We start from the raw sequence: 13,980 nt of genomic DNA, 5'->3' as shown, positions 1-13,980 counted from the left end.
TATGCACACGTGACGAACTGCTGGCGCATGTAAATCGATGTAACTAGCGGGCGCGACAAGGGTTTCGCGCGCGCAAAGAAAAACCCGCCGGCAACGCGGCGGGTTTTCCATACGCGATGGCATTGCGCCGTGCGCGCAATGCTGCGATCAGCCGCACCACACCCGTGCGTTGCGGAACATGCGCATCCACGGCGAATCACCCTGCCATTCGGCCGGCGCCCAGCTCATGTTGAGCGCGCGCGGGGTGCGCTCGGGGTGCGGCATCATGATGGTGACCCGGCCGTCGCTGCTGGTGAGGCCGGTGATGCCATCCGGCGAACCATTCGGATTCAGCGGATACTGGCTGGCAACGTTGCCATGGCCATCAATGTAACGCAGCGAGACGCGGGCCGCGGCCTGGTCGACGGCCGTGTCGAACACTGCCTGGCCTTCACCATGCGCCACCGCCACCGGCAGGCGCGAGCCGGCCATGCCACGCAGCAGGATCGACGGCGACTCCACCACTTCCAGCAGTGCGGTACGGGCTTCGAACTGCTCGCTGGCATTGCGGCGGAACTGCGGCCAGTGCTCGGCACCCGGAATGATGTTCTTCAGCTGGCTCATCATCTGGCAGCCATTGCACACGCCCAGCGCGAAGCTGTCTTCGCGTGCGAAGAACGCGGCGAAGGCATCACGCAGTGCGCTGCGCTCCAGGATCGAGGTAGCCCAGCCACGGCCGGCACCGAGCACGTCGCCATAGCTGAAGCCACCACAGGCCACCAGGCCGGTGAAGTCCTGCAGCGCCACGCGGCCTTCGATCAGGTCGCTCATGTGCACGTCGAAGGCGCGGAAGCCGGCGCGTTCGAAGGCGTTGGCCATTTCGATCTGGCCATTGACGCCCTGCTCGCGCAGCACGGCCACGCGCGGGCGCGCACCGCTGCTGATGAACGGTGCGGCCACGTCTTCGTTGAGATCGAAGCTGAGCTTCGGCTTCAGGCCCGGTGCGTTGAAGGCACGTGCCACCTCGCGCTCTGCGTCGGCATTGGCCGGATTGTCGCGGCGCTTCTGCATCGCGTGGGTAACCGACCACCACGCGTCGAACAACGCTTCCCAGCGCCATTCGGCCAGGTTTTCGCCACCCAGCGACACGCGCACCACCGGTGCGGTGGTCGGCTTGGCGATGCGCTGCGCGCATTCGGTCAATGCATGGCGTTCGACAAGGTCGGCAAACGCGGCGCGGTCTTCGCGTGCGATCTGCACCACCGCACCCAGTTCTTCGTTGAACAAGCTGCGGAACGGATCGTCACCCCAGGCATCGAGGGTGATGTCCAGGCCCAGGCGCGAGGTGAAAGCCATTTCGCACAACGCGGCGAAGGCACCGCCGTCGCTGCGGTCGTGATAGGCCAGCAGCAGGCCGGACTGGCGCGCATCGCGGATCAGTTCGAAGAAACCCCGCAGGCGCTGCGGATCGTCCAGGTCCGGGGCGGCACCGGCAAAGGCCGGCAGTTCGCTGTGGTCGGCATGCACCTGGGCCAGGATCGAACCACCCAGGCGTTGCTTGCCGGCCCCCAGGCCGATCAGCCACAGCTCGCTGTCCACCTCCCGGTCGAGCAGCGGGGTCAACTGCTGGCGCACGTCGGCCACCGGCGCGAACGCCGAGATCACCAGCGACACCGGCGACACGCTCTTGTGCGCCTCACCCTGGTCGTGCCACTGCGCCTGCATCGACAACGAGTCCTTGCCCACCGGGATGCTGATGTCCAGCTGCGGGCACAGTTCCATGCCCACTGCCTTCACAGCGTCGTACAGCAGTGCGTCTTCGCCCGGGTGGCCGGCCGCGGCCATCCAGTTCGCCGACAGCTTGATCTCATCCAGCGCATCGACCGGCGCCGCGCACAGGTTGGTCAGCGCTTCGCCCACCGCCATGCGTGCCGAAGCAGCCGCATCGAGCAGGGCCAGTGGGGTGCGCTCGCCGATCGACATCGCTTCGCCGGCGACGCCGTCGAAGTCGGCCAGGGTGATCGCCACGTCGGCCACCGGCAGCTGCCACGGACCGACCATCTGTTCGCGTGCGGTCAGGCCACCGACGCTGCGATCACCGATGGTGACCAGGAAGTTCTTCGAGGCGACCGTCGGGTGCGCGAGCACGCGCAGGCCTGCTTCCTGCAGATCCAGGCCACCGGTCTTCAGCGCCGGCCAGCGCGGTGTCGGCGGGTGCGCAGTGTCGCGGTGCATCTTCGGCGGCTTGCCGAACAGCACGTCCATCGGCAGGTCGATCGGTGCGTCGGCCGGGGAGTGGCCCGGCACGGCGCCATAGGCCACCACCAGATGTTCCTCGGCGGTCGCCACGCCAACTGCAGCGAACGGGCAGCGCTCACGAGCACACAGCGCGGCGAACTCGGCCAGGCGCTCCTGGGCCACGCCCAGCACGTAGCGTTCCTGCGATTCGTTGCACCACAGCTGCATCGGCGACAGCGACGGATCATCGGTGGGCACCTTGCCCAGATCGATCACGCCGCCGACCCTGGAGTCGTGCAGCAGTTCGGGGATGGCATTGGACAGGCCACCGGCGCCGACATCGTGGAAGAACTTGATCGGGTTGTCGGCGCCCATCGCCACGCAGCGGTCGATGACCTCCTGGCAGCGGCGTTCCATTTCCGGGTTGTCGCGCTGCACGCTGGCGAAGTCCAGGTCCTCGGCGCTTTCACCGGAGGCCACCGAACTGGCGGCACCGCCGCCCAGGCCGATCAGCATCGCCGGGCCACCCAGCACGATCACCGCATCACCGGCCTGCAGCGGGATCTTGTCGACCTGCACGCGGTCGATCGCGCCGAGGCCACCGGCCAGCATGATCGGCTTGTCGTACGCGCGCACCAGATCGGCGCCTTCCGGCAGCTCGAAGCTGCGGAAGTAGCCGAGCAGGTTCGGGCGGCCGAACTCGTTGTTGAACGCGGCGCCGCCGAGCGGGCCGTCGGTCATGATTTCCAGCGCCGGTGCCATGCGCGGGTTCAGCGCGCGCGGCGCCTCCCACGGCTGCGGTAATTCCGGAATGCGCAGGTGCGAGACCGAGAAGCCGGTCAGGCCGGCCTTGGGCTTGCCGCCGCGGCCGGTCGCGCCTTCGTCGCGGATCTCGCCACCGGCACCGGTCGAGGCGCCCGGGAATGGCGCGATCGCGGTCGGGTGGTTGTGCGTTTCCACCTTGATCTGGAACGCGCTGGGCACCTGCGGCTCGCGGCGGTACTCGCCGCTGGCCGGATCCGGGCGGTAACGCGACGCCGGATGGCCTTCAATCACCGCGGCGTTGTCGCTGTACGCGCTGAGCGTGTGCTGCGGGGTCTGCTGGTGCGTGTTCTTGATCATCCGGAACAGCGAGCGGTCCTGCTCCTGGCCGTCGATGGTCCAGCTGGCGTTGAAGATCTTGTGGCGGCAGTGCTCGGAATTGGCCTGCGCGAACATCATCAGTTCCACGTCCGACGGCGACCGGCCCAGCGCAGTGAAACGCTCGCGCAGGTAGTCGATCTCGTCCTGGGCCATGGCCAGGCCGAGGCGCTGGTTGGCGGCCTCCAGCTGGTCCACCGGCACGCGCTCCAGTTCACCACGGGCCGGTGCCGAGAACAGCGCCTGGCCCTGTTCCACGGTCTCCAGCACGGACTGCGTCATCGGGTCGTGCAGCGCCTTGACCAGCGCCTGCTGGGCGGCGGCATCGGCCGGCCAACCCTGCACGTCGATGCGCAGGCCACGCTCGACCCGGCTGACCGGCTGGCCGGCACCTCGGACCAGTTCGGTGGCCTTGCTCGACCACGGCGACAGCGTGCCCAGGCGCGGCACCACGATGCGGCTGACTGCGCCTTCGGCCACGGCTTCGGCCTGCGGCGCCGCTTCGAGGATGCGGCACAGCGTGGTCAGGTCGGGGGCGGCGCTGCCTTCGGGCTGCACGAAGTAGACGTGCCAGGCACCGCTGATGCGCAGGGAGGGAGCGATGGACTGCAGGCGGGATTCAAGACGTTCGCGGCGGAACGGCGACAGGGCGGGCGCGCCCTCGAGGACCATCATGTCCGGGGAACCGTAGTTGGGAAACGGGCCCGACATTGTACCGGAAGCGGGGGAAGGGCTCTGGCCGGGCGGCGCCCGGCACCCGCCGAGGCAACAGCCGAAGCAACGGCAACGTCAACGGCCCAAGCAAAAGCTGGGTTCCCGTGGGATGGCGGGGTGGTGGGGGCCAGCAGGACACGCCGTAAACCCGTCCATGGGGGCTCGATGGCGCCATCCATGGCGCCAACGGTCCTGCTGGCCCCCACCGCCCCGCCCCCGACAGATTTCCGCGATCTGCCGCCATGCGTGGACGCTCCCCGGTAGTGCCGGCCGCTGGCCGGCAACCAGGGAACATCAGAAATCAGGCATTGGAGAGCGCAGCGACCGGCTTCTGCTTTTGATTTTGATTTTTTGTTCTGTCTTTCGTGGCTGGCTGCGCAGGAACCTGTCAGAGGCCGGGTGGGTGGGGTCAGGCGGGGTGTCCGCGGCATGGATGCCGCGGCCAAGCCCCCAGGGACGGGTTCACGGCGTCCCCGCCTGACCCCACCCACCCGGCCAAACCCATGAATTCGCGCCCGACCAGCCACGAGGGGCTCCGCCGATGGCCGCCGACCGTGCGCCAGCGCCGCCCTCCGCCCAAATCCCCGAACCATGCGCTTGCTCACGGATTGACCACACGATTGATGACAACGTTGTCCCTACCTGGCGCCGGACTCTCTCCCCGGCCTCCCAGGTACCTCCGTCCGGCCCCTCCGTCGCCTTCCCCGGCGATGCCCGGACCTGCGTCACGCGCGGCGCCATCGGGGCCCGCGCGCCCTTTGATCGGAGACTTACCCATGTACGACCCGATTGTGCGCAGTGCCGAACGTTCGACCCGAAGCTGTCGTCCCCGCCGCCTGGCCTGGCTGCTTGCCTTGGCCGCCGGTGCCGCCGTCCTGCCCGGCCTGGCGCAGGCCGCCAGCTGTGCCGGGGTGGCCGAATGGGACCAGGCCAAGATCTACCGGGCCGGCGATACCCTGCAGAAAGGAGGCGTCCTCTATCGGGCGAACCAGGACATCTGGAACGCGCCGCCGGACCATCCGGCCGGCGCGCCCTACTACACCAACCTCGGCGCCTGCGATGGCGGCGGCGCCAACCAGCCGCCGGTGGTCAGCCTGACCTCGCCGGCCAACGGTGCCACCTTCAGTGCCGGCAGCACGGTGAACGTGACCGCCACCGCCAGTGATCCAGACGGCAGCGTCGCCAAGGTCGAGTTCTTCCGCGATGGCAGCACGCTCGGCGTGGCCACCAGTGCGCCGTATGCGGCCAGCTGGGCCAACGCCAGCGCCGGCAGCCACACCCTGCGCGCGGTGGCCACCGACAACAACAACGCCACCACCAGCACGGCGACCATCACCATCACCGTCAACGCCGCCAGCGGCGACACCACCGCGCCGAGCGTGCCGGGCGGGCTGGCGGTCGGCACCCGTACCGCCAACAGCATCGCGCTCAGCTGGAGCCCGTCCACCGACAACACCGGTGGCAGCGGCGTGGCCGGCTATGACGTGTACCGCAACGGCAGCCTGGTCGGTTCACCGTCCAGTGCCAGCTACGTCGATGGCGGGTTGACTGCATCCACCACCTACCGCTACCGCGTACGCGCCCGCGACAATGCCGGCAATGCCTCAGCGCAGGGCACCGAGATCAGCGCCACCACGCTGGCCGGCGACGGCGGAACCACCGGCAAGCGGGTCATCGGTTACTTCACCCAGTGGGGCATCTACGGCCGCAACTACCGGGTCAAGAACATCGACAGCAGCGGTTCGGCCGCGCGCCTGACCCACATCAACTACGCGTTCGGCAACGTGCGCAACAACCGTTGCGAAGTGGGCGTCACCCAACCCTCGGATCCGAACAGCGGTGCCGGTGGCGATGCTTTCGCCGACTACACCAAGGCCTTCAGTGCCGCCGAGAGTGTCAGCGGCAGCGCCGACACCTGGGACCAGCCGCTGCGCGGCAACTGGAACCAGCTCAAGCAGCTCAAGGCCAAGTACCCGAACCTGAAGGTACTGATCTCGCTGGGTGGCTGGACCTGGTCGCGCGGCTTCTCCAGCGCAGCGCGCCCGGAGAACCGCCAGGCCTTCGTCGCCTCGTGCATCGACGCGTACATCAAGGGCAATCTGCCAGTGACCGACGGTGCCGGTGGTGCCGGTGCCGCGCTGGGTGTGTTCGACGGCATCGACATCGACTGGGAATACCCGGTGGCCTGCGGCATCGAATGCGGCAAGCCGGAAGACAACGCCAACTTCACCGCGCTGATGGCCGAGTTCCGCCGCCAGCTCGATGCGGTGCGTCCGGGCCTGTTGCTGACGGTGGCGGTGGGCGCCGGCATCGACAAGATCCGCGTCACCGATCCGGCCGCGTACCACCCGTACCTGGACTACATCAACGTGATGACCTACGACTTCCACGGCGCGTGGGATGCGAAGACCAATCACCAGTCGGCGCTGTTCGATTCGCCCAATGATCCGTCCACCGGCGACCAGAAGCTGTACAACAGCAACGACGCCATCGAAGCCTTCATCAGCCGCGGCGTGCCCGCGGCCAAGCTCAACCTGGGCATCGGCTACTACGGGCGTGGCTGGACCGGTGTGGCCAACGCCAACAACGGCCTGTACCAGACCGCGACCGGCGCTGCCCCGGGCACGTATGAAGCCGGCATCGAAGACTGGAAGGTGCTGAAGAACCTGGCGTGGCCGGGCTACACCGACAACACCGCAGGTGCCACCTGGATCTACAACGGCAGCACGCTGTGGAGCTTCGACACCCCGGCCAACATCACCCGCAAGATGGGCTACGTGAAGACCCAGGGCCTGGGCGGCGCGTTCGTCTGGGAGTTCAGTGGTGACGATGCGCAGGGCACGCTGACCAAGGCGGTCAGTGATGGCCTGAAGTAAGAAAAAAGCCGGGGGTGCTGCGCGCCCCCGGCTTCCTACCTGTAGAGCCAAGCCCATGCTCGGCTGCGGAAACATCAGCCGAGCATGGGCTCGGCTCTACAGAAACAAGGTCGGTCGCGTCAGCGCTTGGCCGACAGCTTTTCCAGCGCCGCACGCAGCTGTGCCGGCGGCAGGTAGCCCCCCAGCTGGGTGCCGTCCGGCGCGAAGATCGCCGGCGTGCCGTTCACGCCCAGCTGCTGGCCCAGTGCGTACTGCATCGCCACCGGGTTGGTGCAGTTCTTGGCCGGCACGCTGCCACCGCGCTTGGCGTTGGTCAGTGCCTGGCGGCGATCAGCCGCACACCAGACCGAGATCATGTCGGTGTAGTCCTTGCTGCCGAGGCCCATGCGCGGGAATGCCAGGTACTCGACGGAGATGCCGTTGCGGTTGAGCTCGGCGATGTCCTGGTGCAGCTTGCGGCAGTAGCCGCATTCGATGTCGGTGAACACGCTGATGGTGTACTTGGCGTTCGGTGCGGCAAACACGATGCGGTCGCCATGGTTGGCCTTGGCCAGCAGATCGCGGCGGTAGCCGAGCAGGCCTTCGCTGTTGGCCGGGCCCTTGGCACGGGTGTCGTAAGGCTGCGACTGGAACAGGTAACGGCCATCATCGGACACGTACAGGAGCTGGCCGGAGACCACCACTTCACGGAAGCCCGGGAACGGTGCGGCACCGATGTAATCCACCTGGAAACCGGGATTGAGCGCGGTCAACGCGGCACGTACCGCCTGGTCGGCCGACGCGTTGGCGGCGGGGGCGGCCTTGGCCGCAGCGGCAGCAGCAGGCGCCTTGGCGGCCGGCGGGGCCGGCTGGGCGCAGGCGGTCAGGCTGAGCGCACCGAACACGGCGGCGATGGCAAATCGGAGCATGGAATGATCCGCGACAGAAGAAGACCCTGGATTCTGACACAGCCGGCGGTACCGGACAGCGGCACCGCCCATGGTTTGTGGCCGGGATTCAGGGGCCTGCTCAGCCGCGCGGATGGTGGCGGGCGTGCAGCTTCTGCAGGTGCTCGCGCGCTACCAGGGTGTAGATCTGGGTGGTGGACAGCGAGCTGTGGCCGAGCAGCATCTGCAACGCGCGCAGGTCGGCACCACGGTTGAGCAGATGGGTGGCGAAGCTGTGGCGCAGGCCGTGCGGGCTGATCCGCGCCGGGTCGATGCCGGCCACCTGCGCATGGCGCTTGACCAGGTGCCAGAACGCCTGCCGGGTCAGCGCATGCAGCGACGGCTCGATGAACAACGGCGTCTGCCCATCGGCCAGCGCCTGCACCTTGCCCTTCCCGACCAGCTGCGGCCGCGAGTGCTGCAGGTAGCGCTCCAGCCAGTGCTGGGATTCCTCGCCCAACGGCACCAGCCGTTCCTTGCTGCCCTTGCCGGTGACCCGCAGCACGCCCTGGCGCAGGTTGACCGCAGTCGCGGGCAGCAGCACCAGCTCGCTCACGCGCAGGCCGGCGGCGTACATCAGTTCCAGCATGGCGCGATCGCGCAGGCCCAATGCGCTGTCGGTATCGGGCGCTGCCAGCAGCGCGTCGATCTGGCTTTCGGCCAGCGCCTTGGGCAGCAGCCGTGGCAACTTCGGCGGGTCGAGCAGCGCGCTGGGATCCTCGCTGCGTTCGCCGCGGCGCACGCCATCGGCGAAGAACGCCCGCAACGCCGACAGCAGGCGCGCATTGCTGCGCGGCGACCAGCCATGCCGGGTGCGCCAGGCCAGATACTCGAACAGTCCGGGGCGCTCGATGCCGGCCAGGCCACCGTCGCGCCCATCCATCCAGCGCGCCAGCCCTTCCAGATCGCGCCGGTAGCTGTCGAGGGTGGCGCGGGCCAGGCCGTTCTCGGCCCAGATCGCATCAAGGAAGCGCTGGATGCGTGCGCTGTCGTCGGCGCGCAGTTCGGGCAGTTGCTGGACCAGCTGGCGGCGTTCGGCGGGGGTGGAAACATGGGCCATGCGTGCAGGATACGGGGGCCACTGCGGGCACGGCCAGCTTTGCGTATGCTCGACGCATGTCCCAGCCTGCCACCGACACGGCCTCTGCCGCTGCTACCGAAATGCCTCATCCGCGCGCATTGTTGCTGTGGCGCATGCTGGCAATGGTCTACGACGCACTGCCGGTGCTGGCACTGTGGATGCTCGCCGGCACACTGTTCACCCTCGCCTACACCCTCAGCGGCCACGCGCAACGCGAGAACATCGCGCCATTCAGTGCCTGGCAGTGGCTGCTGTGGGCGGTGTGCTGGGCGATCACGGGGTGGTACGCCACGGCCAGCTGGCGCCGCGGCGGACAGACGCTGGGCATGCGTCCATGGCGGCTTAAAGTGCAATCGAGCGATGGCACGCCACTGCGGCGCAACCAGCTGTGGCTGCGCTTTGCGGTAGGTACGCTGTCACTGCTGCTGGGCGGGCTGGGATTCTGGTGGGCGTGGGTCGACCGTCAACGCCTGACCTGGCACGACCGCGCCAGCGGCACCCGTCTGGTGCGCATGCCGAAACGGTGATGCACGATCTGTAGAGCCGAGCCCATGCTCGGCTGGCAGGCGGTGCGCAAAAAGCAGCCGAGCATGGGCTCGGCTCTACAGAATCCAGCACGCTGGGCCGGGATGCTGGTGGTCCTGGCTCGGATGCCGAAGCGGTGGATTGCCCCGGTAGCGCCGGGCATGGCCCCGCGCTACCAGAATCAGCCCGACTTGCGCCGGAACAACAGTCCGGACACCGCCAGCATCACGATCGGCGGCAACGCATAGGCAATGCGGTAGTCGAACTTCAACGCGCCGGCCATGCGCCCGAAGAACAGCTGCAGCAGCCAGAAGCCCAGCGCGAACAGGATGCCCAGGAACAGGCGCTTGCCCATGCCGCCGCTGCGCAGCGAACCAAACGCGAACGGCACCGCCGCCAGGCACAGTGCCAGCACGTTCACCGGGTAGAACCAGCGGCTCCAGTAGACATCCTCGAAATCGCGCGCATCCAGCCCGTTGCGCTGGCGGTAGGCAATGCTGGTGCTCAGCTCGGCAACGCTCAGGTTGCGCGGCTTGGCGATGCCGGTAGCCAGTGCCGCCGCATCGAGGTTCGAGTTCCACGGCTCGCGCGCCACTTCCTGGCGGGTCGCCGAACGCTCGCCGAAGGTGTCGCGACGCACCCCGGTCAGCACCCAGCCGTCCTTGTCGTGCTCGGCGGTGGCGGCATGGGTCAACGAGGCGATCCCTCCGTTCCCGGCAATGCGGTAGAGACGCACGTCGCGCAGGATCAGGCGGGTGCCCTTGTCACCGACCAGCTGCTCCTCGCCGCTCTGCGCGTTGAGGAAGGTATCGCCTTCGCGTGCCCACAGGCCGGAGTAGCGGCTGGTCGCGATATCCCGGCCCCACTTGGCGCTGGACTTCAGCGCATCGGCGCGGTCCTGGCCCCAGGGGCCCAGCGTCTCGGCGCTGAGCACCATCACCGCGGTCAGCAGTGACAGCGCGATCGCCACCGAAACGCTCAGGCGCTTGCGCGACAGGCCCAGTGCACGCAGCGCGGTCAGTTCAGAGGTCGCTGCCAGCTGGCCCAGGCCCATCAGTGCGCCGATCACCGCGGCCGTGGGGAACATCGTGTAGGCGCGGCGCGGCACCGTGTACAGCACCCAGGCGGCGGCATGGCCCAGCGTATAGCCGTTCTTGCCGATGTCCTTGAACTCGCCGGAGAAGGCCATCACCACGTCCAGGCCGACCAGCACCGCCCAGGTCAGCAGCACCGTGGTGAACACCGACCGGCCCAGGTACAGGTCGAAACGCATCGGGCGCAGCCTCATGCGCGGGCTCCCTTCGGGTGGCCCAGGCGGCCATCACGTGCATACATCCAGATCGCCAGCGCCAGCAGCGGCACCGTCAACCACCACAGGCCCAGCGCGGCCGGAATCTTGCCGTTGGCAATCCAGCCACTGCCGATGAACATCAGGTTGGTACCCACCATGTAGGCCATCAGGGCCAGCATCATGCGGCCATAGCGCTGCTGCCGCGGCGAACTGCGGCCCAGCGGCACGGTCAGCAGGGCGAACGCCAGCGCGATCAGCGGCGGTGCGATGCGACGGTGCAGCTGCGCCTGCGCCTGCGGGCGCGCATCGCCGATCAGCTTCAGGGTCGGCATCAGTTCCGGGTCGTCCTCGGTGCGGGTCTGTGCGCCGTCGGGCAGGGCCACGTCATTGCGGGCGAAGGTCGCCAGCCGGTAGTCGAGCCCACCGGCCACGGGCCCTTCCACCTGGTGGCCATCATCCAGTTCCAGGAAGCGCTGGCGGGTGCCCTCGAAGTACATGCGGCCACTGTTGGCCGAAACCACTTCCAGGCGATCATCCTTCTGCCGCTGCAGGAACACCTTGCCCAGCTGGGTGCCGTCGGGCGAGATCGAGGACAGGTAGACCACGCCGCCGTTGGGCAGCGGCGTGAAACGGCCCGGCTCCAGGCCGGCCATCAGCACGCTGCGGTTGGCCTCGATGACCATCTGCTCTGCCACCCGGCCGGCCCACGGGCCCAGCCACAGCGAGCAGGCGCCGACCAGCAGCACCACCGGCACCACCAGCATCAGCAGCGGCCGCAGCAGCCGCTTTGGGCCTACCCCGATCGCGGTGATGACCGCCATCTCCGAGTCGCGGTACAGGCGGGCGATGGCCAGCAGCAGGCCCAGCATCAGCGCCAGCGGCAGGATCAGCGGCAGGTAGGCGATGAACTGCAGGCCCAGCTGCGAGAACAGCAGCTTGGCCGGCAGGCGCCCGTCGGCGATGTTGCCGAGGATGTCCACCAGCACGCCGCCCACGCTGACCACCAGCAGGACGATCAGGGTAGCCAGGAAACTCTGGACGAAATCGCCCAGCAGGTATCGGTCGAGCTTCAGCATGGGGCGGTGGTTTAAACTCTGGGGTTCGTTCGCGGTGCCGCCCAGTCTACTGTCTGGGCGTAAACGGCCTGCGATTGTACGGACTCGCCAATGGAATCTGCTCAATGGCCCTCGAATTCACCCTGAACCACGTTGCTCCGGCCGCCGCCACCGTTGATTGCCTGGTGGTCGGCGCGTATGCCGACCATACCCTGACCCCGGCCGCGCAGGCGCTGGATGCCGCCAGCGGTGGCCGCCTGGCCGCCCTGGCCCAGCGTGGCGACCTGTCCGGCAAGACCAGCGCCACCACCCTGCTGCACGACCTGCCGGGCGTGAGCGCGCCGCGCGTGCTGGTGGTCGGCCTCGGCGACGCCGCCCGCTTCGGCGTGCCGCAGTACCTGAAGGCCGTGGGCGACGCCGTGCGTGCTTTGAAGGCCGGCGCTGCCCGCAGCGCACTGTTCACCCTGTCCGAAGTGGCGGTGAAGGACCGCGACGCGGCCTGGGCGATCCGCCAGGCGGTGATCGCCGCCGATCACGCCGCCTACCGCTACACCGCCACCCTGGGCAAGAAGAAGGCCGACGACGCCGGCCTGGCCCAGCTGGCCATCGCCGGTGACGACGCGCAGGCCCTGGCCCAGGGCCAGGCCATCGCCGCCGGTGTCGAGTTCGCCCGCGAGCTGGGCAACCTGCCGCCGAACTACTGCACCCCGGCCTACCTGGCCGAGGTGGGCGTGAAGTTCGCCGGCGAGCATGACGGTGCCGAAGCCGAGATCCTCGACGAGCACCAGATGGAAGCGCTGGGCATGGGCTCGCTGCTGGCCGTGGCCCGTGGCTCGGCCAACCGCCCGCGCCTGGTCGTGCTGAAGTGGAACAATGGCGGCGACGCCAAGCCCTACGTGCTGGTCGGCAAGGGCATCACCTTCGATACCGGTGGCGTCAACCTGAAGACCCAGGGCGGCATCGAGGAAATGAAGTACGACATGTGCGGTGGCGCCAACGTCATCGGCACCTTCGTCGCTGCGGTCAAAGCCAAGCTGCCGCTGAACCTGGTGGTGGTGGTGCCGGCCGTTGAAAACGCCATCGATGGCAACGCCTACCGCCCGTCCGACGTGATCACCTCGATGTCGGGCAAAACCATTGAAGTGGGCAACACCGACGCCGAAGGCCGCCTGATCCTGTGCGATGCGCTGACCTACGCGCAGCGCTTCGAACCGGCGGCGCTGGTCGATGTCGCCACCCTGACCGGTGCCTGCATGGTCGCCCTGGGCCACCAGACCGCCGGCCTGATGAGCAAGCACGACGACCTGGCCAACGAGTTGCTGGCCGCCGGCGAGCAGGTGTTCGACCGCGCCTGGCGCCTGCCGCTGTGGGACGAATACCAGCCGATGCTGGATTCGACCTTCGCCGACGTCTACAACATCGGCGGCCGCTGGGCCGGTGCGATCACCGCCGGCTGCTTCCTGTCGCGCTTCGCCGAAGGCCAGCGCTGGGCCCACCTGGACATCGCCGGCGTGGCCAGCGATGAAGGCAAGCGCGGCATGGCCACCGGCCGCCCGGTCGGCCTGCTGAGCCAGTGGCTGCTGGACCAGGCCGCCCGCGCCTGATGCCGTACCCGACCCTGGCCGGCAGACGCCGGCCCGGGCCTCGCCCGGCACCGCCGGAACCCTGCCTGACCCGGACCCTGCCATGCCCCGCGCCGACTTCTACCTGATCGCCAAGCCCCGTTTCCTGACCGAGCCCCTGCGCCTGGTCTGCGAGCTGGCGCGCAAGGCCAACGACGCCGGGCTGTTCACCCTGGTGCTGGCCCGCGACCAGGCCCAGGCCGAGGAGCTGGACGAACTGCTGTGGGCGTTCGACAACGATGCCTACATCCCGCACCAGATTGCCGGCGAAGACATGGACGAGGAAGAAGCCCTGGTGCTGATCACCGTGCCCGGCACCGAGGCACCGGTGCGTCCGCTGGTGATCAACCTGCGCGACGAGCCCTGGCTGGGCCAGTGCGAGCGCGTGCTGGAAGTGGTTCCGGCCGATCCGGAAGCGCGCGAACCGCTGCGCGAACGCTGGCGCCAGTACAAGGCCGCCGGTTACGACCTGAACAAGCACGACATGTAAGCGCGCCCCGGTCCCTTGATGGGCCGCCGCCGCGCCCTGATCC

Annotated in this window: 9 protein-coding genes; 4 read left to right on the top strand and 5 right to left on the bottom strand. The window is 68.4% G+C overall.

Annotated features, from left to right (window positions below; translation table 11 throughout):
- Positions 1-147 precede the first annotated feature (147 nt).
- Entirely contained in the window at positions 148-4,032 is a 3,885-nt protein-coding gene (gene purL, locus ACTXG9_RS16460; protein ID WP_329859332.1) for a phosphoribosylformylglycinamidine synthase, read from the bottom strand.
- Positions 4,033-4,847: 815 nt separating this feature from the next.
- Here purL and ACTXG9_RS16455 point away from each other — a divergent pair.
- Positions 4,848-6,947 carry a glycosyl hydrolase family 18 protein gene (locus ACTXG9_RS16455; protein WP_021203462.1) on the top strand — a complete coding sequence of 700 codons (2,100 nt, stop codon included), beginning with the start codon at positions 4,848-4,850 and terminating at the stop codon, positions 6,945-6,947.
- Positions 6,948-7,066: 119 nt separating this feature from the next.
- On the opposite strand, the gene ACTXG9_RS16450 is transcribed toward ACTXG9_RS16455, so the two are convergent.
- Positions 7,067-7,855 (bottom strand): DsbC family protein, encoded by a 789-nt coding sequence (locus ACTXG9_RS16450; protein WP_021203463.1) that lies wholly within the window; start codon positions 7,853-7,855, stop codon positions 7,067-7,069.
- 100 nt (positions 7,856-7,955) lie between these two features.
- Entirely contained in the window at positions 7,956-8,933 is a 978-nt protein-coding gene (xerD, locus tag ACTXG9_RS16445; RefSeq protein ID WP_021203464.1) for a site-specific tyrosine recombinase XerD, read from the bottom strand.
- Positions 8,934-8,989: 56 nt separating this feature from the next.
- Between xerD and ACTXG9_RS16440 the strand changes: the two genes are divergently transcribed.
- A complete protein-coding gene (locus ACTXG9_RS16440; protein ID WP_021203465.1) occupies positions 8,990-9,481 on the top strand; it encodes an RDD family protein in 492 nt (163 codons plus the stop codon).
- A 179-nt stretch (positions 9,482-9,660) separates the two neighbouring features.
- On the opposite strand, the gene lptG is transcribed toward ACTXG9_RS16440, so the two are convergent.
- Together lptG and lptF are read right to left on the bottom strand one after the other, a co-directional pair.
- Positions 9,661-10,767, bottom strand: coding sequence for an LPS export ABC transporter permease LptG (gene lptG / locus ACTXG9_RS16435; RefSeq protein ID WP_019660994.1), 1,107 nt, complete (start codon positions 10,765-10,767; stop codon positions 9,661-9,663).
- Positions 10,764-11,846: an LPS export ABC transporter permease LptF gene (gene lptF, locus ACTXG9_RS16430; RefSeq protein WP_019660993.1), complete on the bottom strand. Its 1,083-nt coding sequence runs from the start codon at positions 11,844-11,846 to the stop codon at positions 10,764-10,766. The genes lptG and lptF overlap by 4 nt, the downstream gene beginning before the upstream one ends.
- A gap of 104 nt (positions 11,847-11,950) precedes the next feature.
- On the opposite strand from lptF, the gene ACTXG9_RS16425 reads away from it, so the two are divergent.
- A complete protein-coding gene (locus tag ACTXG9_RS16425) occupies positions 11,951-13,429 on the top strand; it encodes a leucyl aminopeptidase (RefSeq protein WP_456115503.1) in 1,479 nt (492 codons plus the stop codon).
- A gap of 82 nt (positions 13,430-13,511) precedes the next feature.
- Positions 13,512-13,937 (top strand): DNA polymerase III subunit chi, encoded by a 426-nt coding sequence (locus tag ACTXG9_RS16420; protein WP_021203468.1) that lies wholly within the window; start codon positions 13,512-13,514, stop codon positions 13,935-13,937.
- The last annotated feature ends 43 nt before the right edge of the window (positions 13,938-13,980 follow it).

This window comes from Stenotrophomonas maltophilia group sp. LNF247, assembly GCF_054083135.1.
The sequence above is the reverse complement of the archived record's forward strand: the minus strand, read 5'-3'. Positions and strand labels throughout refer to the sequence as shown.